The sequence below is a fragment of the Ochrobactrum sp. EDr1-4 genome (genome assembly GCF_049199085.1).
Lineage (GTDB): Bacteria > Pseudomonadota > Alphaproteobacteria > Rhizobiales > Rhizobiaceae > Brucella.
Genome location: NZ_JBLZOF010000003.1, coordinates 595,569 through 616,334, shown reverse-complemented (window position 1 = coordinate 616,334; position 20,766 = coordinate 595,569). Strand labels below are relative to the sequence as shown.

Below are 20,766 nucleotides of genomic sequence, written 5' to 3'. Positions count from 1 at the left end.
TTATGTCTTTGGCAATATGCCGAAATGAATTTTAAAAATTGTGACTCGTGTTCAACAAAATGAAGATCGAATTAAACTGCGATATGCGATGTTTCCTTGACCTCTTCCATCACAGCATAGGTGTGGGATTCACGCACGCCGGGAAGGGAAAGCAGGGCTTCTGACAAAAAGCGCCGGTAGTGGTCCATATCAGTGACGCGGGCCTTGATCAGATAGTCGAAGCCGCCTGCAACCATATGGCATTCCAGAATATCTGGATTGCCGCGCGTGAACGTGGAGAACGTCTCAAACACCTCCGGCGTGGTGCGGTCCAGCTTGATTTCAATGAAAACCAGCATTGAACGATCGAGCATTTTTGGCGATAGATGTGCCGAGTAGCCCAGAATATAGCCTTCGCGGGTCAAGCGTTTGACGCGCTCAGCAGTTGCTGTTTGCGAAAGATTGATACGATCAGAAAGTTCAGTGTTGGTCAGTCGGCCATTTTCCTGAAGCGCAGACAGAATGCTCCTGTCCATCACATCGAGATTCTTCATTGATGTCCCCATTTGACCGCCTGCAAGAACGGTTCTTTTTGTTTGTTTGCAAATGATCTGCGAACGAAATGAATCCCAAATTGGGGACAGGCGCAAGACGAAAATGCTTAATCGTTCATACAAAATTCCTGAAACATCATACTTTTACTTATCTCTGGTTGAGCGCTGATAAAGTCGACAGCTTGAGATATCAGTGGTCATTGTACCTTATGAATGTATCAAGTAGCTAAAATGCACTTTATGGTTGCAGTATTGATGCAATCTATGCTATTGGTACAGCATACTGAGAGTTATATTATGCTTATACATTTGGCATTGTGGGCGGTACCCGTTTAGGTGTGATGGAAGGTGCTGGCTAACTTGCATCATGTTTGTTCTCATTAAGGGCAAAGGGAGAATCCGGACGCTTCACTGAGTCCGGATTTTCTTTGTGTTTGGCTTTAAGGCGCTCCCACTTCAAAGCGCGACGAAGGCGTGAATTTTCCGGTTGCAAGCGATGCAAGGGAAGGCTAACAGTATCGTCATGAACATTTCGCGCATTGAAACAAAAATCTGGTGGTGGGCTCGCTAAAAGCGGCCACGCAGGCGTTTGTGCATTTGCGTTTAGAAACAGGCCGCTGGGATTATCCGGGCGGCCTTTTTGTTTGGCTGTTTGAATAAGACCATCACATGCCTCCCAAAAGTGGAAACCGGTTTTGGGGGAAAGACATGCGAGCATAAAAAGCCGAAGCACGATGCGCTTTGGTTGAGGGGCCTGAGCTTTGGAAGTGCTCGATAACGAATAACACTTGGGAATTGCCAGTCATGAATGCGAAAATTGCGGATAGCGAGATATTCACGCACGAAACAGCGGGCGGCATTGTTGTCGAACGTGTGCGCCATCTGACTGCTTATAAGGGAGCCATCGAGACCTATATCGATGCTCTTAATGAGCGGCGCGGCGCGGTGTTTTCTTCCAACTACGAATATCCGGGCCGCTACACGCGATGGGACACGGCAATCGTTGATCCGCCAGTGGTGATCACGTCTCGAGAACGTAAAATACGCATTGAAGCGTTGAACAAGCGCGGCGTGATCCTGCTGCGCCCGATCCTCAAGACGGTTGAGGTGCTTGTCGAAGTGAAGGTCGATAAGGCCGATGAAGATCGTATCGAGCTGACGATTGCTGAACCCACCGGCACCTTCACCGAAGAAGAACGTTCGCGTATGCCTTCGGTCTTCACCGTGCTACGCGCAATTGTTGGCCTTTTCTTCTCCGAAGAAGATGCAAATCTCGGCCTTTACGGTGCGTTCGGCTATGATCTCGCATTCCAGTTTGACGCGATCCAGTACAAGTTGAAGCGCCCGGATGATCAGCGTGATCTGGTGCTATTCATTCCTGATGAAATCTTTGTGGCGGATCACTACTCCGCACGCGCATGGGTGGACCGCTATGAGTTTAGCTGTGGCGGTTCGTCCACGCATGATCTTGCACGCGCGACGCCTGTACAGGCTTTCAAACCTGCCGAGCGTGACCTGCCACGCGGCGATCATAATCCGGGCGAATATGCCAAGCTGGTTGAACGCGCCAAGGATAGCTTCAGGCGCGGTGATCTGTTTGAAGTCGTGCCGGGGCAGACTTTCTATGAACGCTGTCACACGGCTCCTTCGGAAATTTTTCGTCGTCTGAAGTCGATCAATCCATCGCCTTATTCGTTCTTCATCAATCTGGGTGAGAACGAATATCTGGTTGGTGCTTCGCCGGAAATGTTTGTGCGTGTGAATGGTCGTCGTATCGAGACCTGCCCGATTTCCGGCACCATAAAACGCGGTGAAGATGCGATCTCAGATTCTGAGCAGATTCTGAAGCTTCTCAATTCGAAGAAAGACGAGTCCGAGCTGACCATGTGTTCCGACGTGGATCGCAACGACAAGAGCCGCGTGTGCGAACCGGGTTCGGTACGTGTGATCGGTCGTCGTCAGATCGAAATGTATTCACGTCTCATCCACACGGTTGATCATATTGAAGGTCGTCTGCGCGACGGTATGGATGCTTTTGACGGCTTCTTGAGCCATGCATGGGCTGTGACGGTTACTGGCGCACCAAAGCTCTGGGCTATGCGTTTTCTGGAAGACAACGAACGCAGCCCGCGTGCATGGTATGGCGGTGCTATCGGCATGATGCATTTCAATGGTGACATGAATACTGGCCTGACGCTGCGTACAATTCGCATCAAGGAAGGCGTGGCTGAAATCCGCGCCGGTGCGACGCTGCTGTTTGATTCCAATCCTGAAGAAGAAGAAGCCGAAACCGAACTGAAAGCATCGGCTATGATTGCCGCTGTGCGTGAAGCGCAGAAGAGCAATCAAGTTGCTGAAGAGCGCGTGGCGGCAAAGGTGGGCGAGGGGATTTCAATCCTGTTGGTCGATCACGAAGATTCTTTCGTGCATACACTCGCCAATTATTTCCGCCAGACAGGTGCAACGGTTGCGACCGTGCGTTCGCCGGTGGCAGACGAGGTGTTTGATCGCATCAATCCTGATCTCGTTGTGCTGTCGCCCGGACCAGGAACACCGCAGGACTTTGATTGCAAGGCGACTATCGATAAAGCGCGTAAGCGTGAGCTGCCGATCTTCGGTGTTTGTCTGGGGCTTCAGGCACTCGCAGAAGCCTATGGCGGAACGCTACGTCAGCTACGCATTCCGATGCATGGTAAGCCGTCGCGTATTCGGGTTTCAAAGCCAGAGCGCATCTTCTCAGGTTTGCCGAAGGAAATAACGGTCGGTCGTTATCACTCGATCTTTGCTGATCCTGAACGTCTCTCCGATGATTTTCTGGTGACAGCAGAAACCGAAGATGGTGTCATTATGGCTTTTGAACATAAAAAAGAGCCTGTGGCGGCGGTGCAGTTCCACCCCGAATCCATCATGACGTTGGGTCATAATGCGGGGATGCGAATGATCGAAAATGTGGTGGTGCATTTTGCAGCGAAGCACAAAGCACGCCGCACCAACTATTAAACGCGATTTTATCTGACAATCAAAGAACCGGGCGTAGTGAAAACTGCGGCCGGTTTTTTCGTTTATGGGGTTCAAAAATAACGCCTTTTCGGAGCTGCTCTAGAGCGCGTTTCGATCTGATTTTATCAGATCGGCGCTCTAACTCTTTTTACCTTAAGCATAATCTTATCGACACTCGTTTCACTCCGGTCGGATTATGCTTTAGCGAACCATTTGCAACTGTAATGCATTGCATTCGCAAGAGAAAATTAAGTTGCTGAAGTAAAAAAGAGGGGTTCGATTATCGGAATTTCTGGGCTATAGAACGCCTATCGAAATGCGGCTAACTGGCTTGGCCAGAGTGAATGCGCAGTGAGCTTATATTTAAGCTCAAACCCGCTTGTCGGGATAAGAATTTAAAGAATTAGGGTTTGTGATGGACGCGAGTGTAAAAGTTCGGCGCCTTGCCGCTTGGTCTATTCCTGTTGCGCTGGGCGTTATGGGTTTGAAATATGTGGCTTATGCGCTCACGGGATCTGTCGCGCTTTATTCGGATGCGCTCGAATCCATCGTCAATGTGATTGCGGCTTTCGGCGCATGGTGGGCTATCAGTGTTAGCTACAAGCCAGCCGATGAGAACCACCCGTTTGGTCATCACAAGGCGGAGTATATTTCGGCGGTTGTCGAAGGCGTGTTGATCACGATTGCAGCGCTTTTGATTGCAAAAGAAGCATGGTCAGCCTTGCAAGCGCCGCATGAGATTGAAGAGCCGTGGCTGGGTCTTGCAATCAATACCGCTGCGGCAGCCATAAACTGCTTCTGGGCGCTGTTGCTCATTCGCACGGGTCGCAGCGCGCGTTCGCCAGCGCTGGAGGCCGATGGTCAGCACATTATGACCGATGTGTTTACGTCCGTGGGTGTTCTGTTCGGCCTTGTTGGCGCGGTTATCACCGGCTGGGCCATTCTCGATCCGCTGCTCGCTATTTTGGTAGCCATCAACATTCTCTGGCAGGGCTGGGGCGTCATAAATAAGTCGGTTCAGGGCCTGATGGATATTGGTGTTGAGCCCTCCGAGGAAATGCGGATTCGCGATGTGATTTCAGCCAATGCCGGTGGTGCGATTGAGGTGCATGATCTCAAAACCCGCATTGCAGGTCGTGTTACCTTCGTCGAGTTTCATCTGGTTGTTGCTGCTGAAATGAGCGTGGGCGACGCGCATATCATATGCGACCGAATCGAAGATGCGCTGAAAACGCAGATCGAAAGTGCGCGTGTCGTGATCCATGTGGAGCCGGAAGATGAAGCAAAGCTGCCGATTGGCACGAGTTCTGTGCCTTTTGCGTAAAAAAATCCGTCTTGCGCGTTTGAAACCCCGCGTGTAAAAGCATCGACATGGTTATGAAGAACGCAACATCTTTGGAACATTCCGCCGTCGCTTTCAGCGCGCGCGTGAACGTTTGCGTTCTAAACTCGCTTCTTACCCTCGGCCTTAGCGGCGATCGCCGGGCTCGTTGAAAGGAGCGTCCGGCGGTCGATGACAGTCCCGCTGACGCATGCTCCTTTCTCAAAATCCGAATTAGAATTTTAAGACGAGATATCCGTGTCGTGTGCGCAGTTTAGAACTGCCCAGTACGCCGGGAGGATGAGAAGACCATGAACCACAACGTGAACGCCCAAAATTCTGACGCTCAGCGTAAAGCTCCAATCAAGAGCATGTCTGACGCGGCTGTAAAATATACGCCATTCCCGTTTCCAAAACTCGATGACCGCACATGGCCAGCAAAGCGCATCGAAAAAGCGCCGATCTGGTGTTCGGTTGATCTGCGTGACGGCAATCAGGCACTGATCGATCCAATGGGCCACGACCGCAAGGAACGTATGTTCCGCTTGTTGGTCGACATGGGTTTCCCGGAAATCGAAATCGGTTTCCCATCGGCTTCGCAGACCGATTTTGACTTCTGCCGCTGGGCAATCGAGCAGGGCGATACGCCTGATGAAGTTGATTTGCAGGTGCTGGTGCAGTGCCGTCCTGAATTGATCACCCGTACGTTTGAAGCGCTGGAAGGTGCGAAGACGCCGATCATTCACTTCTACAATTCGACCAGTGAATTGCAGCGCCGAGTGGTGTTTAACAAAGACGTCAAGGGCATCAAGCAGATTGCGACCGATGCCGCCAAGATGATCATGGACATGGCTTCCAAGGCTGGTGGCGGTTACCGCTTCCAGTATTCGCCGGAAAGCTTCACCGGTACAGAGCTGGATGTGGCGTTGGAAATCTGCAATGCGGTGACGGAGATTGTTAAGCCGACTGCGGAAAACAAGCTTATCCTGAACTTGCCATCGACTGTCGAAATGAACACACCAAATGTTTATGCCGACCAGATTGAATGGATGTGCCGTAATCTCGATAATCGCGAAAACCTGATCATTTCGCTGCATCCGCATAATGATCGTGGTACCGGCATTGCTGCAACCGAATTGGGACTGATGGCTGGTGCTGACCGCGTTGAAGGCACGTTGTTTGGCAATGGCGAGCGCACTGGCAATGTGGACGTGGTGACGCTGGCGCTCAACATGTACACGCAGGGCATCGACCCCGAGTTGGATTGCCGTGACATCAATCGCATGAAGGATGTCTATGAATATTCAAACCAGTTGAAGATTGCCGAGCGTCATCCTTATGTGGGTGAGCTGGTCTATACGGCTTTCTCCGGTTCGCATCAGGATGCGATTAACAAGGGCATGAAGGTTCGCAAGACCGCCAATTCTCCTGTTTGGGAAGTGCCTTATCTGCCAATCGATCCGCAGGATGTTGGCCGTTCCTATGAAGCGATCATCCGCATCAATTCGCAGTCGGGTAAGGGCGGTATCGCCTATATACTGCAGGCTGATTACGGCTTGAACCTGCCGCGCAATCTGCAGGTCGAGTTCCGCGAAATCATCCAGAACATCACGGATGACGAAGGCAAGGAACTGCCGTCAAAGCGCATTCATGAAGAGTTTCAGAAGCTCTATGTGGAACAGGCGGAAGGCCGCATCAAGTTTGTCGATCATCATACCTATCCTGATCCTGATCAGAAGGGTCGTCGTATTCTGACCGCTGAAATTACTGATAATGGCGTGACCAAGAATATTGAAGGCAAGGGTACCGGCCCTATTGATGGTTTCATCGATGCGCTGTCGAAATATCTCGGCGTGAAGATGTCGGTTATCGATTATTCCGAGCATTCGCTGAAGCAGGGTTCGGATGCAGCCGCTATTTCCTATGTTGAAGTCGCCTATCCAGACGGCAAATTGTTCGGTGCTGGTATCAACGACAATATCGTGAGCGCTTCGCTCGAAGCAATTGTTTCGGCGGCCAACCGGGTGGTTGGTAAGTGATCAAAGAAAAGGCGGCAGAAATGCCGCCTTTTGTATTTACAGTGTTAGAGCGGCCTTTGTGGGCCAATTTAGGCCCACGGCGCTCTAATATAATTTCTGCTCTGAAATTTTGATGATGCGTTCGCTCGCATCTTCAATGCCGTGCTGTTCCCACTGGCATGACCAACCGCCTTCCGGCTTCCGGTCGATGTTGAAGATGTTATAACGTGCAGGTGGTTTATGCCCACCAAAGTTCTGGCTGGCCGACGGCACACAGATGACCGGCACTTTGCCGTTTAGCCCTTCAATGTCGTATCGCGTTGCAAGATGCGTGTGGCCATGGATGACCAGTTCGGCACCATGCTTCTGAATAACCTTTTGAAACCTGCGTATGCCATAGAGCCGCTTATGTGCAGGTGTCGCCCCATGGATCGGCGGATGATGGATCATCACAACGCGGAATAGTCCGCGTGAACCCGCTTCATCAAGTGCAAGCGCAAGACGTTTGGCCTGTGCCGAGCGGAAATCGCCGCTCGCCATGAAAGGCGCTGTCGCGCGCGCAGATGAGACACCGATCATCGCTACGGGTCCGCGTTCACGCATATAAGGGAACAGAGGTCGCTGGCCGTGGTTATCCACGCCATCGCCGCGCATCCATGGCTCCCATTTGCGGCAGGATTTATCCAGCGCACCGGGTACATAGGCATCATGGTTGCCGGGGACGACCGAAACATTGTTTGGGTCTCCGAGTTTCAGCAGCCAGTCATGCGCAACGTCGATTTCGAGATTGAGTGCCAGATTGACCAGATCGCCTGTTACGGCAATATGATCGGGGTTCTGGGTCAGCATATCGGCAATGAGATTGTCCAGAACTGTCCCATGCATCGCGCCTTTGCGATTGCGCATCCAGTTGATGTAGCCGGTGATACGCTTTGATGCCAGCTCGCGATAGCGAATGCGGGGCAGCGGCGACAGGTGGATGTCTGAAATATGGGTGAGGCGAAACATAGTTTCGGTGTACTGTATTATTTTTTAAATCGAAACCGTGTTTAGCGACTTTTTGTTGATGTCTTTGTAGCAATGATGCGTGCAGGACATTTGCTCAGGATTGACGGTATGCGCTTCCGCCATTTTATATTTCATACTTATTTTCTATTGCGGCGCCCGATGACGCTTGGTGTCAGGGCAATTGTGATTGATGAAAAGAACAATTCCGTTTTTCTGGTGAAGCATACCTATGTTCCGGGCTGGCAATTACCAGGCGGCGGCGTCGATAGCGGTGAAACATTCGGACAGGCGCTGGAGAAAGAGCTGCGTGAGGAGGGCAATATCCGCCTGACGGGACGGCCTGAGCTTTTTGCGCTTTATAAGAATGCGCATGCGTCAAAACGGGATCATGTGGCACTTTATGTCTGTCGGGCTTTCGAGCAGACCGGACCAAAGCAGCGTGACAGGGAAATAGCCGAAGCTGGCTTCTTCCCGCTTGATAAATTGCCGGAAGGAACAACGCCTTCCACCAAACGTCGCTTGCAAGAGGCGCTGCATGATCTGGAGCCGCTTGCAAACTGGTAAAGAAAAGGGCGCTTTCGCGCCCTTATCGATGCTTAGAAGCGGTAGGTGATACCTGTACCGATCAGCCAAGGGTTGAGTTTGGCCTTGCCGCTAACCTGTGTAACGCCATCAGCCAGTGTTGCGTCGAATTTTGGTTCGAGGAACAGCTTCTTCACGTCGAAGTTGATACCCCAATGTTCATCAAGCATGTAGTCGAAGCCGACCTGAAGCGCGCCGCCAAAGGTGTTCTTCACTTTCAGATAATCAACGCCTGCTGCATCCTGATTGTAGAAAATCGTGTAGTTCACGCCTGCACCGACATAAGGCTTGAAAGCACCGAAGTTGGTGAAGTGATACTGCATGGTCAGCGTTGGCGGCAGCATCCAGACTTTACCGACTTTGCCGAGACCTTCGATTGAGCCTGTGCCGTTGATATTGGCATAGGTGGTGCCGAGGATGAGTTCAGCCGCTAGGTTATCGGTGAAGTAGTAGGTGATGTCGAGTTCTGGCGTGATCGACTCCGAGTAATCGAGACCGGAACCATCAACGCCGTTTACGTAGCCCTTGTTTTCAGCGACGACGCCGAGTGCGCGCACGCGGATCTGCCATGGCGACAGCGCCTGCGGAACGGCAACGATTTCGGTCGCGGGCTGGGCGACAATCGCGTCAGCAGCGAAGGCTGCAGGTGCGGCGAATGTCAGTGCTGTTGCTGCGAGAAGCCCTTTGGCAAAGCGGTTCATCAGTCTCTCCTAAATTCTTAGTCTCAAAGTCTTGATCCCGGTAGTCTGGGGTAGTGATGCGCGCACTCTGGACCGCACAGCAAAGCGCCCCATTGATCAGGATCAAAGAGGCGCTCAAGATTTTAGAAAACAAAGATGTTCTGAAAGGACTGTTGCAGAAAAGGCTCAGTCGTCAAACCGGTCCCGGTCATGCGGTGCGGCAAAGTCGATCTCAGGCCCGAGCGGAACGACACCCGTCGGGTTGATCGTCTTATGGCTGCGGTAATAATGGCCCTTGATGTGCTCCATATTCACCGTCTCTGCCACACCGGGAACCTGATAAAGTTCACGCGTGTAGTTCCAAAGGTTTGGATAATCGGCGATCCGGCGTAAATTACATTTGAAATGCCCGACATAGACGGGATCAAAGCGCACGAGTGTGGTAAACAAACGCCAATCGGCCTCGGTGAGGTTTGAACCTGTCAGATAGCGGTTCTTTGAGAGCGTATCTTCCAGCTTGTCTAACGCGTTAAATACCTGCCCGAAGGCTTCTTCATAGGCGTCTTGTTCGGTGGCAAAGCCAGCGCGATAGACGCCATTGTTGATGTTTGGATAGATGAAATCGTTGAGCGCATCGATTTCGCTGCGTAGATCTTCCGGATAGAAATCAAGCGATGCATCGCCGAATTGGTCAAAAGCACTGTTCAACATGCGAATGATTTCAGACGATTCATTTGAAACGATGGTTTCGCGCTGCTTGTCCCACAAAACCGGAACGGTCACGCGGCCAGAATAATGCGGATCAGCTTTCGTGTAGATCTCGTGCAGACGTTCCGCGCCATAAAGCGCGTCACCCGTGCTGCCAGTGGTGCCATAGAAGGTCCAGCCTTCTTCAACCATCAGCGCATCGACCACTGAAACAGAAATGACGTCTTCGAGCTTTTTCAAAGCGCGGAAAATCAGGGTTCTGTGCGCCCAAGGGCAGGCATAGGAGACGTAAAGATGATAGCGGCCAGCTTCGGCTTTAAAGCCGCTTTCGCCGCTCGGGCCTGCGCTTCCATCTGCTGTGACCCAGTTTCTGAACTGTGATTTTGAGCGCTCGAAACGGCCTTTGGTGGCTTTCGTGTCATACCAGACATCCTGCCATTTGCCGTCAACCAGAAGTCCCATGTGATTTCTCCTTTTGATAAGGAAAATAGCGCCAAAACTGCCGTTTGACAGCCTATCAAGGCGTGAACAGTGCGTAACGGTGCCAAAAAGATAAGTTTGCACCGCCGTTTTGAAAGATTTTGTTTTACCTGTGATCAATTTGGTGTTAGGCAACTGTCAAATTGCGGTATCGTCAAATCACGCCGCACTGGAGAGAACAATGACCGGAATGCGCTTCATCCGACGATGAAAGTTAGAACTGCGCTCAAACTGCGCAGATTGCATTCCATTGGGCTTTTATGGCCACCAGCTCTCTCTTCAGGCAAATCCACCATGCAGCAACTTGAACTGACCTACGCACAGGAAAACCCGGCGCACGATATCGAGATCGAAGCGATCAATGCCGAGGCTTTTGGTCCTGCCCGTTTTACCAAAGCGGCACATTTCATTCGTGAAGGTGGCCCACATGATCTCGATCTGTCATTTGTGGCGCTGATGGGCGGTATCGTGGTTGGTTCAGTTCGTCAGACGCCGGTTATGGTTGGCAAGACACCAGCTTTGTTGCTCGGACCTTTGGCTGTGCGGCCTGAGTGGAAGAAGCGGGGCATCGGCGGCAAGCTGATGCGCATGTCGATTGAGGCGGCCGAAAAAGCCGGTCATAAGCTGATCGTTCTGGTGGGTGACGAGCCTTATTATGCACCTTTCGGCTTTAAAATGGTGCAGCCGGGTTCGATGATTATGCCAGCGCCGGTCGATCCGAGGCGGATGCTTGCCTGCGAGATTGCGCCAAATGCGCTCAATGGTGTGAGCGGTGTTGTTCAGCACGCAAACAGAGTTTGAGAGTTAAAAAGAGGGGAAAGCGAGGGGTCGGTTTACCGTCCCTCGCGATACCACATTCCGCCAAAGATAAAGAGCAGGGCGGCGAGCGCAAACAATCCTGAAAACAATGGCAGACGATTGACGCTTTTAAGCTGCGTGTCTGATGTTTCGCGCAATCCAATCCAGTCGCTACCGCTTGCCGTGCGGCCAGCCGCAACAGCAGTGATGGCTGGGACCTGAACTGAACTTTCCGCACTCTCATGCACGCGATGGACCGAGCCGCCGGTGACATCTGCCAGTGGTTGCAGGCGTTCAGTGGTTGATATGCTGTCTGAAAATTCAGGCGCATCCACTGGTCCCACATGGGCAAGTGTTTCCAGATCACCATTCTTCACACGGAAAATACCGATCTCATCGGTTTGCAATGTGCCGTCGAACAGGCCGGGTTTGCCCTGTGTAAGGTTGACCTGCAATTCCTTGCCCGATGGTGTGGTGACAGTTGCCTGACCGGGATTGTCGCCCATGGTCTGACGATGAATTGCGAGCGTGCGGCCATTGCCGCCAGCGGTCAGCGCTTCTTCTTCCAGTTCCGGCTCCTGCATCAGCCAGTGTGCGATGCGGCGATAAAGCGAGGCATAGGGACCACCGCCTTCAAATCCACGTGCCCAGAGCCAGCCCTGATCGGATAGGAACATACCAACGCGGCCTTTGCCGACTCGGTCGAGCACCAGAAGCGGCTTGCCGTCCGCGCCGTTCATGACGGTTTCGCCACGCGGTTGGTCAATGTCGATGGTACGGAACCAGCGGCTCCAATGCGGTGGCTCCTGATCGCTGCCATCAAGACCGCGTGTTACCGGGTGACGCTTTCCGAGGTCGGTCAGGCGCGGATAAAAAGCCTTTTCCGTTATCGTTCCGGTCGGCATTGCAGGAAGGGCGCTATAAAGCGGGGTGCGGGCGATTGACATATCGCTTGCATATTCCGGACCTGCTGCCACCAGCAGCGCGCCGCCATTTTCAACATATTGCGCAATGTAATCATAATAGAGCAGCGGCAGCACATCGCGGTGTTGGTAGCGATCAAGAATGATGAGATCGAACTCATTGACCTTATCGACGAAAAGCTCGCGCGTTGGGAAAGCAATCAGCGACAATTCGTTGATTGGTGTACCATCCTGTTTTTCGGGTGGGCGCAAAATAGTGAAGTGCACAAGATCCACGGCGGCATCGGATTTCAGCAGATTGCGCCATGTGCGCTCGCCATTATGCGGCTCGCCTGAAACCAGCAGCACGCGGAGGTTTTCACGAATGCCATCGATTGTTGCAACGGCGCGGTTGTTAGCACCGGTCACTTCGCCGGGAAGTGTTGGCGTGGTGATCTCAACAATATTGACGCCAGCGCGCGGCAGTTCAATCGTGACCGGCGTTTCCTGCCCAACTTTTGCCTGTTCTTCGCTGACCTTTTCGCCATTAACGCGGATTTCGACGGGGGCGGACTGTCCTAAGCTTTTGCCTTCATCAATGACAGTGAAGGACATTTCCAACGGTTTGTCACTGATGCCGTAGCGCGGCGCCTTATTGAACTTGATGCGGCGGTCGAACTCATTCGGCTTGCCGGTGATAAGCGCATGAACAGGTGCGTCAAAGCCGAGAGCGTTTGCGCTGGTCGGAATGTCATGCACCTGACCATCGGTGATCATAATGGCGCCTGCAACGCGCGACGGCGGAACATCCAGCAATGTGCGTGCAAGCGGACCGAAGAGCCGCGTTGCATAGCCATTGTCGTTTTCGCCGGGTTCTGCTGCTTCCACCACACGCGTTTCAAACTGTGGCATCGTAGCAAGCTGATCCCGCACGGATTTAAGGGATGCATCTGTATCAGCGCGGCGTTCGCCGAGTTGCTGACTCTGGCTGCGATCAACCACTAGCGCCACGACGCTTTTCAGCGGTTCGCGTTCTTCGCTGACGATGACCGGATTAAGCAATGCCAGCGCAAGGGCAATGGCTGCAAGGCCACGAATAATTCCGCCGCGCATACGCAGCGCGATTGTCGCCAGAACGAGTAGCGCCAGCGGTGCCAGTATGCCGATCAGCCATGGCAATGAGAGGAAGGGTTCAAGTTCTACATTCATATTAATTCCCCAACCGCTCTAGCAGGTCGGGAACATGGACCTGATCAGATTTGTAATTGCCGGTGAGCATATACATGACGATATTCACGCCGCCACGAATGGCATAGATGCGCTGCATCGGATCATTGGGCACGGTTGGCAACATCGGATTGCCCTGTTCATCCACGGCCCAAGCGCCCGCAAAATCATTGGCGGTTATCATGATCGGCGAAACACCGTCGCCCGTGCGCACTGGCCTGTCCCGCGCTGCATCGGTCGCTGCGGTTGCCTCAACCCAGAGCGGGCTTCCTTCATAGCGGCCGGGAAAATTCGGCATGATGAAGAAAGACTTGGTCAGCACATGATCGTCGGGAACTGGCTCAAGCGGCGGCACATTCATTCCGTCGAGAATTGTACGCAGACGCTGATTGGCAGGCGAGGCAGATGCATCAAGGCTTGCGCCTGCCTGCAGCTGGTCGCGCGTATCAAAAAGCACGGTTCCACCTTGCTGCATATAGGCGTCAACCTTAGCGATTGCCTCTGGCGTCGGCATTGGCGCATCCGGGTCAATCGGCCAATAAATCAGCGGGTAGAAGGCCAGTTCGTCTTTTGCGGGGTCTACACCAATCGGATCACCCGGCTCTAGTGCGGTTTTATCGCTAAGCGCAAAAGTCAGCCCGCGCAGACCTGCTTTGCTTATGTCATCGGTCGCGGCATTGCCGGTGATGATATAGGCGAGGTGGGTTTGCGAGACGGAATTGATAATGGCTTCATCGCCGGGTTTGCTATCATCGTGCACCTGTTGCGCCTGGGCGTAAGGCACGGAAACGGGTATCAGGCTGATAGCAGAAGCGGCAGCGACCAGAATGGCGATACCTGCAATTTTCGAGCGGATTTTCATGCGACGACGGAACACGCCACGCAGCCAGAGCATCAGCAATGTGTCGAGCGCCAGAAGCATTGCGGCAATTGCAAAGAACGGACCGCGCAGCGAAATGGATTGGTCTGCACCATAGAATGCGGGCGTTAATCCAACAGAAAGAGCGGGTGGGGTCATTGGCAGCAGTTTGATGTTGCTTCCCTCAAAAATGTTGAGCGCTTTCAAACCGTCTTCATTGCCGTAAAAGCCGGGCGGTGTGTTGATGCTGACATCGGGCAGTTTGTCTTTTTCCACGACGATAGGCTTTGCTTCCGACGAGGGCGGTGTGAGTTCGCCAGAGGCAGAAAGAAGCTGGTAAGGTGGCAGTGAAACGGATTGCTGGTCGCCTTGCGCATTGGTGCGCTGCGACAGCGACACGATGCGGCGCAGCATTTCGACAAAGGAACCGGAAATCGGCAAGCTCGACCATGTGGCATCGGGCGAGCTGTGGAAGAGAACCACATTGCCCCGGCCTTGGCTTTCGCCTGTTACAAGCGGCGTACCATCGGCAAGCGTGGCATAAGCCTTGTCGTTGAGATCGAAAGATGGCTCCGCCAGAACCTGTCGTGTGACTGTCACATCATCCGGGACCGTCAGCCCCGCAAATGGGCCTTTGTCTGAAAATGAACGAAGCTTTTGCGGCTCGGACCATGATAGTGTTCCGCCCAAAGCGCGTTCACCTTTGCGCAGACGCACCGGCAAAAGCGGATCATTTTCACCGGCACCGGCGAGGCGTGGTCCGGCAAAGCGAACCAGTGTGCCGCCATCTTCAACCCATTTGGAAAGCTGTTCTTCAACAGGCTTTGGCAAGGTGCCGATATCGGCCATGATCAGGACGGAGGGCTTCGCATCTAGCAGTTCCGGCACAGTCTTCATCAGGTCTGCGGAACGTGGTTCGATCAGGTTTGCATAAGGCGAGAGCGCACGCGAAATATAATGCAGCGGCGACAAAAGTGGCTGTGCGAGATCGCCATCGCCACTGGCAAGAAGGCCGATGGTGCGGCGCTCTGATCCTGCATCAATCAGACGTGTGGCTCCGGCCTGCTGGATGCCGTCAATGCGGATGACGCGGAAGTCATTGCGCAATTCGACCGGCAGATTAAAGCGCGCTGTCGCTTCTGTGCTGCCAACGGCGAAAGAGAGTGGCGCTTCCGCAATGCGACGTCCTTTGTCGTCAAAGGCAGAGGCCGTCAGCGTGCGCGGCATGGTTATGCCTTCCGGACGGATTGCTTTTGCTTCGAGGCTGTCGACTTTGTTGTCGATGCTGGTCAGCGCCACAACGCGGTCAAGATCAGCCGCATACCAGAGAACTGAGGCCAAGCGACCATCCTGATCAAGCTTTGCGAAAGCATCGTTGTCAGTCGGCTGCGACAGGCCATCATTCATGAAAGCCAGCCGAATTTTTTCGCCTTGTGGCACTGTCGATGCGAGGCGATCCAATGCCACTTTGCGATCAACGGGGATTGGGCGCGGCTGCAGGGCTTGCAAGCGTTCTAATGCGCGGCTGGCATCATAAGGGCCAATCTCGGCATTGGCTGGTTCTGCGGTGCCAAGTACGTAAATCTGTGCGTTGGTGCCTTCCGCATCGGCAATTAGTTTTTCCGCAGCCGTTACGCGTTGCGGCCAGTCTTCTGCCGATGCCCAGCCATTATCAATGACGATGGCCAGCGGTTCATTGCCGGAAAGGGCGAGGGGACGCGGATTCCAGATGGGCGAAGCAAGCGCGAGAATGACGAGCGCTGCAATCAGCAGACGAAGCAGCGTCATCCACCATGGGCTTTTCGACGGCACTTCTTCGCGTTTGAAAACCTGTGCCAGAATGCGCAATGGCGGGAAGGTTTCTTCCTGCGGGCGCGGCGGCGTCATGCGTAGCAGCCACCAGATGACCGGTAGCGCAAGAAGACCTGCGAGAATAAGTGGTGAGCTAAAAGCGAGCGGCAGGAAATTCATCAGCGCGCACCTCCTGAAGAGGATACACTTAAAGCATCATGCAATAGCGACAGAGCCTGCGTTGCCGGTGTGTCGGTGCGATGCACGGTAAAGCTCCAGCCAAGGCGTCGGCAAAAATCGGCCACCGTATCGCGGCGTGCGATATAAAGACGGCGATAGTCTTCCGCATAGGTTTCAGCTCGGCCTGCAACAAGCGTTGTTCCTGTTTCAGGGTCGCGAAACTCGGTGCGTCCCGAATAGGGGAACGTCTCTTCTGCCGGGTCGGCCACTTCCACAAGATGTGCGCGAACTCCGCGCTTCGCCAGATCGTCAAGCAAAGTTGTCAGTTCATCAAGCGGTTGAAGAAAATCTGACACCAGCACAACTTCCGAAAAACGGCGGATTAGATCAATGTCGGGTAAAGGGCGTGAGGCGGTGTCATGCATCAATGCGCCTGCTAGGCGTTCCGCACCATTGCGCGCCGAAAAGGGCTGCAACAGCGATGGGAAAGCAATGCGTTCACCTGAACGCGAAAGAAGTTCGGCCAGTGCAAGGGTCAGCACCAGAGAACGGGCTTCTTTCGAAACCGTTGACAGCTGCGAGCGATAAAGCATCGAGGGTGAGAAATCGCACCAAAGCCAGACAGTGTGTGCGGATTCCCATTCGCGGTCGCGCACATAGGTATGATCGTCACGCGCTGAGCGCCGCCAATCGATATGGGCCAGTGTTTCGCCTTGCACATAGGGCCGGAACTGCCAGAAGTTTTCACCGGGGCCGCGTTTGCGACGGCCATGCCAGCCATTCATCACAGTGTTGACGACACGTTGCGCTTCAACCAGCAGATCGGGGATACTGGCTGCGCGCGCTCGTGCACGCGCTAAAGTATCCTTGCGGTCTGCCGATGAAACTTCTGCGCCAATCACCATCAGGCAGAAGCCTTCACCAGATTGGCGATGACATCACGCACATGCATGCCGTCCGCACGCGCTGCAAAATTAAGCGCCATGCGATGTTGCAGAACTGGTTCAGCAAGCGCTTTCACATCATCGACGGATGGGGCGAGACGCCCTTCATAAAGCGCACGCGCACGCGCACAGAGCATCAGCGCCTGACTTGCGCGTGGACCCGGACCCCATGCGATGTGTTTCTTTGCATGTTCATTATCGGCATCGGGACGTGCAGAACGCACGAGCTTGAGAATAGCGTCAACGACGCTTTCTGAAACAGGCATACGGCGCACCAGTGCCTGCATCTGGCGCAGACGCTCGGCATCCAGAACCGCATGCGGCTTTGCCTCAGTAACGCCTGTTGTTTCCAGCAGAATGCGGCGCTCGGCATCGAGTTCAGGATAGAGAATGTCGATTTGCATCAAAAAGCGATCAAGCTGTGCTTCAGGCAGTGGATAGGTGCCTTCCTGCTCCAGTGGATTTTGCGTTGCAAGCACATGAAACGGTGCGGGCAGGTCATAGCGCTGACCGGCGACGGTGACGTGATATTCCTGCATGGCTTGCAAAAGGGCCGACTGGGTACGTGGCGAGGCGCGGTTGATTTCGTCGGCCATCAGAAGCTGCGTGAAGATCGGGCCTTTGAGATAGCGGAACGAGCGGCGGCCGTCTGCATCCTGTTCCATCACTTCCGAGCCGATAATATCGGATGGCATTAGATCAGGCGTGAACTGAATGCGCTGACCTGAAAGGCCAAGAACTGTTCCGAGTGTTTCTACAAGCTTGGTTTTGGCAAGGCCGGGAACACCGACGAGCAGTGCATGACCGCCAGCCAGAATTGCGACGAGCGTGCGTTCGATGACGCTTTCCTGCCCGAAGATAACCGTTCCGACATTTTCCTTTATGCGTGCGATGTCGGCGAGTGCGGCTTCTGCTTCGGCAACAATCTGGTCGGGGTTGGCGATTTCGGGGCTAACAACTACGCTCATAAGGACCTCGCAAAAATATCCGCACCTGCATGTGATCGATTAAATCACTATATATGCTGACAAGCCGTGAAACGGTGACTATTTCATGACTTTAAGAGTTTTAATCACATTCGCACAGGGATAACCGAGTCGGATGATAAAAATCACCCCCGAAGGCAACGAAACGCCGCAAAGCATAAAACGCGATGCTGAAAATATGGGCGGACTGGAAGCGCTGATTGCGCGCGCTCATGCTGATGCTACCAGTGGACCCGCCACCAAAGAGCGCGGGATTCCGCCGGTTGAGCGCTGGAACCCTTCGTTTTGCGGTGATCTGGATATGGAAATCCTTGCCGATGGCACATGGTTCTATATGGGAACACCGATTGGCCGCCCGCAGCTTGTTCGACTGTTTTCGACGGTGTTGCGCAAGGATGAAGACGGTAAAACCTATCTTGTAACCCCGGTGGAAAAAATTGGCATTCGGGTGGAGGACGCGCATTTCATTGCTGTTGAAATGCAGGTCTCTGGCGAGGGTGAGGCACAGAAACTGACTTTCCGCACCAATGTCGGTGATGTTGTCGAAGTCGATGCTGAGCATCCGTTGCGCTTTGTCGTTGATGATGAAAGCGGCGGTCTTAAACCCTATATCACTATGCGTGGACGACTTGAGGCGCTGGTCGGACGTGCGGTTATGTATGATCTGGTGGCATTGGGCGAAGAGATTGAGGTTGATGGCGTGACCATGTTTGCAGTGCGCTCGAATGGAACGGTTTTCCCGATGATGCCTGCGGATGCGCTGGAGGCTGCATTGCATGAATGAGCATGTGCAAAGCCTGTTTTCCGCGAATGATTTTGCGCAACGCGTACGTCACTGGAAGCCGGATCATGACGATCTGACGGGTGATCATTTGCTCAATCCGGACTTCACGCAATCTATGGTCACATCGAAAATGCGCGATGCGGCTGTGCTGGTGCCAGTGGTGGATCGCGGGCCGGAAGCAACTCTGCTGCTCACGCGGCGCACGGAAAAGTTGCGCCAACATTCCGGCCAGATTGCGTTTCCGGGCGGCGCCATAGATCCGGAGGACGGAACGGCGGAAAATGCAGCGCTGCGCGAGGCCAATGAGGAAATCGGGCTGATTGCTGATCGGGCGGAGATCATCGGGCATATGCCGCGCTATCTCACGGGCAGCGGCTTTTCCATTACCCCGGTTCTGGCGGTGGTCAATACGCCTTTTGACGTGTATCCGAACCCGGACGAGGTTGCGGATATTTTCGAAGTGCCACTTTCATTCCTGATGAACCCGGCCAATCACCGGCGCGAAAGCCGGTTGTTTAATGGTCAGGAACGCTTTTATTACGCAATGCCATATCACGAACGATTCATCTGGGGCGTGACCGCAGGTATCATTCGCGGACTTTATGAAAGGCTCTACCGTTGAGCGATACAGTGAATATTTCTGACAAGGCCAGCTGGCTTCATGCAAAGCCATTACAGGCGCTTTTTGCCGCTTTTAATCGCGACGGTGGTGAAGTGCGCGTGGTGGGCGGTGCTGTTCGCAATACGCTGCTCGGAACAGCTGTCAGCGATATTGATCTTGCCACGACCCATCTACCCGAAGATACGGTGCGACTGGCAAAAGAAGCGGGTTTTAAGCCTGTGCCAACCGGCATTGAGCATGGCACTGTAACAGTGGTTATTCATGGTCAGCCATTTGAAGTGACGACCTTGCGTAAGGACGTTGAGACCGATGGCCGTCATGCAAAGGTGGCATTTGGAACCGACTGGAAAGCGGATGCCGAACGGCGTGATTTTACCATCAATGCGCTCTATGCAACGGCCAATGGCGATGTGATCGATTATGTTGGCGGTCTTGCCGATATTGAAACAAAGACTCTGCGCTTTATTGGCGATGCGGAAGAACGTATTCGCGAAGACTATCTGCGCATTTTGCGGTTCTTTCGGTTCTTTGCGTGGTATGGAACAGGGCGACCTGAAACGGAAGGCCTGCGTGCCAGCGCACGGCTGAAAGACGGCCTTGAGCAACTGTCTGCCGAGCGCGTCTGGGCGGAACTTAAAAAGCTTCTGGCCGCACCTGATCCTTCGCGCTCGCTGCTCTGGATGCGGCAGTCGGGCGTGCTGAGTGCCATTCTGCCGGAAAGCGAAAAATGGGGCATAGATTCCATTCATGGCCTCGTGCGCACGGAAGCCGATCTTGGCTGGCCAGTTGATGCGCTTTTGCGGCTTGAAAGCATTGTTCCGCCGGATGCGGCACGCATGACGGAACTGGGCAAGCGGCTGAAAATGTCGAATGCCGAGCGTGCGCGGCTTGAAGCATGGGCGAGGGCGGACGCTGTTAAGTCTGAGACTTCCGAGCAGGCGTTGAAGAAACTTATTTATCGCGGCAGTTCGCAGGCGATACAAGATCGCATCCGGCTTGCTTATGCATCGGCGCGTCAGGAAGCGGCCTCCAGCGACGACGCGATGATCCGTGCTGGCGGCTATTCGCGGCTGCTTGAAATGACGGAAAAATATGAGCCTCTGGTCTTTCCGGTGACGGGTAGCGATCTTCTGGAACTTGGCATTGAAAAAGGTCCGGGACTTGGTGAAGTGCTGCGCAACCTCGAAACTTTATGGATTGACTCCGGTTTTAGTCTTGACCGCGAAACGCTTCTGGACAAACTTGATCGCAATAAAATGAACGGCTGATGACTTGTAAAATTCAGCCATAGTTTCATTAACTTATGATCGAATGTTTTTTAGTTTGTTTTGAAAGCGTCTTGG

The 20,766-nt window shown here is 53.5% G+C and carries 16 protein-coding genes; 8 read left to right on the top strand and 8 right to left on the bottom strand.

Features of this window, described 5'->3' with window-relative positions:
- Positions 1-71 precede the first annotated feature (71 nt).
- A complete protein-coding gene (locus tag ACOZHT_RS14025) occupies positions 72-533 on the bottom strand; it encodes an Lrp/AsnC ligand binding domain-containing protein (protein ID WP_339511468.1) in 462 nt (153 codons plus the stop codon).
- An 804-nt stretch (positions 534-1,337) separates the two neighbouring features.
- On the opposite strand from ACOZHT_RS14025, the gene ACOZHT_RS14020 reads away from it, so the two are divergent.
- The 3 genes from ACOZHT_RS14020 to leuA all read left to right on the top strand — a co-directional run bounded on the left by ACOZHT_RS14020 (position 1,338) and on the right by leuA (position 6,893).
- The gene (locus ACOZHT_RS14020) at positions 1,338-3,533 is read left to right on the top strand and encodes an anthranilate synthase component I (RefSeq protein WP_339511470.1); all 2,196 of its coding nucleotides are present in this window, start codon (positions 1,338-1,340) and stop codon (positions 3,531-3,533) included.
- Between the two features lie 415 nt (positions 3,534-3,948).
- The gene (locus tag ACOZHT_RS14015) at positions 3,949-4,857 is read left to right on the top strand and encodes a cation diffusion facilitator family transporter (RefSeq protein ID WP_339511472.1); all 909 of its coding nucleotides are present in this window, start codon (positions 3,949-3,951) and stop codon (positions 4,855-4,857) included.
- A gap of 308 nt (positions 4,858-5,165) precedes the next feature.
- Positions 5,166-6,893, top strand: a complete 1,728-nt coding sequence (gene leuA / locus ACOZHT_RS14010) for a 2-isopropylmalate synthase (RefSeq protein WP_421565839.1) — start codon at positions 5,166-5,168, stop codon at positions 6,891-6,893.
- Positions 6,894-6,977: 84 nt separating this feature from the next.
- Here the strand turns inward: leuA and ACOZHT_RS14005 are convergent, their stop codons facing one another.
- Positions 6,978-7,880 carry a metallophosphoesterase gene (locus tag ACOZHT_RS14005; RefSeq protein WP_339511474.1) on the bottom strand — a complete coding sequence of 301 codons (903 nt, stop codon included), beginning with the start codon at positions 7,878-7,880 and terminating at the stop codon, positions 6,978-6,980.
- A 108-nt stretch (positions 7,881-7,988) separates the two neighbouring features.
- Between ACOZHT_RS14005 and ACOZHT_RS14000 the strand changes: the two genes are divergently transcribed.
- Entirely contained in the window at positions 7,989-8,444 is a 456-nt protein-coding gene (locus ACOZHT_RS14000; protein ID WP_339511476.1) for an NUDIX domain-containing protein, read from the top strand.
- Positions 8,445-8,476: 32 nt separating this feature from the next.
- On the opposite strand, the gene ACOZHT_RS13995 is transcribed toward ACOZHT_RS14000, so the two are convergent.
- On the bottom strand, positions 8,477-9,163 hold the full coding sequence (locus ACOZHT_RS13995; RefSeq protein WP_339511478.1) for an OmpW family protein: 687 nt from the start codon (positions 9,161-9,163) through the stop codon (positions 8,477-8,479).
- Between the two features lie 165 nt (positions 9,164-9,328).
- Positions 9,329-10,312, bottom strand: a complete 984-nt coding sequence (locus ACOZHT_RS13990) for a glutathione S-transferase family protein (protein ID WP_339511480.1) — start codon at positions 10,310-10,312, stop codon at positions 9,329-9,331.
- A gap of 312 nt (positions 10,313-10,624) precedes the next feature.
- On the opposite strand from ACOZHT_RS13990, the gene ACOZHT_RS13985 reads away from it, so the two are divergent.
- Positions 10,625-11,131 carry an N-acetyltransferase gene (locus tag ACOZHT_RS13985; RefSeq protein ID WP_339511482.1) on the top strand — a complete coding sequence of 169 codons (507 nt, stop codon included), beginning with the start codon at positions 10,625-10,627 and terminating at the stop codon, positions 11,129-11,131.
- Positions 11,132-11,163: 32 nt separating this feature from the next.
- On the opposite strand, the gene ACOZHT_RS13980 is transcribed toward ACOZHT_RS13985, so the two are convergent.
- Genes ACOZHT_RS13980 through ACOZHT_RS13965 form a run of 4 tightly spaced genes read right to left on the bottom strand, consistent with a single transcriptional unit; the run spans position 11,164 to position 17,999 of the window.
- Positions 11,164-13,239: a hypothetical protein gene (locus ACOZHT_RS13980; protein WP_339511484.1), complete on the bottom strand. Its 2,076-nt coding sequence runs from the start codon at positions 13,237-13,239 to the stop codon at positions 11,164-11,166.
- Position 13,240: 1 nt separating this feature from the next.
- Positions 13,241-16,087, bottom strand: coding sequence for a DUF4159 domain-containing protein (locus ACOZHT_RS13975; protein ID WP_421565838.1), 2,847 nt, complete (start codon positions 16,085-16,087; stop codon positions 13,241-13,243).
- Positions 16,087-16,992 carry a DUF58 domain-containing protein gene (locus ACOZHT_RS13970; protein ID WP_339511488.1) on the bottom strand — a complete coding sequence of 302 codons (906 nt, stop codon included), beginning with the start codon at positions 16,990-16,992 and terminating at the stop codon, positions 16,087-16,089. Before ACOZHT_RS13970 ends, ACOZHT_RS13975 begins: the two co-directional genes overlap by 1 nt.
- Complete coding sequence (locus tag ACOZHT_RS13965) at positions 16,992-17,999, bottom strand: MoxR family ATPase (protein ID WP_339511490.1); 1,008 nt, start codon at positions 17,997-17,999, stop codon at positions 16,992-16,994. Before ACOZHT_RS13965 ends, ACOZHT_RS13970 begins: the two co-directional genes overlap by 1 nt.
- A gap of 133 nt (positions 18,000-18,132) precedes the next feature.
- On the opposite strand from ACOZHT_RS13965, the gene ACOZHT_RS13960 reads away from it, so the two are divergent.
- From ACOZHT_RS13960 to ACOZHT_RS13950, 3 genes are read left to right on the top strand one after another with little or no spacing between them, the layout of a single operon-like run.
- Complete coding sequence (locus ACOZHT_RS13960) at positions 18,133-18,801, top strand: DUF1285 domain-containing protein (RefSeq protein ID WP_339511492.1); 669 nt, start codon at positions 18,133-18,135, stop codon at positions 18,799-18,801.
- Complete coding sequence (locus ACOZHT_RS13955; RefSeq protein ID WP_339511494.1) at positions 18,794-19,423, top strand: CoA pyrophosphatase; 630 nt, start codon at positions 18,794-18,796, stop codon at positions 19,421-19,423. Before ACOZHT_RS13960 ends, ACOZHT_RS13955 begins: the two co-directional genes overlap by 8 nt.
- Positions 19,420-20,691: a CCA tRNA nucleotidyltransferase gene (locus ACOZHT_RS13950; RefSeq protein ID WP_339511496.1), complete on the top strand. Its 1,272-nt coding sequence runs from the start codon at positions 19,420-19,422 to the stop codon at positions 20,689-20,691. The genes ACOZHT_RS13955 and ACOZHT_RS13950 overlap by 4 nt, the downstream gene beginning before the upstream one ends.
- The last annotated feature ends 75 nt before the right edge of the window (positions 20,692-20,766 follow it).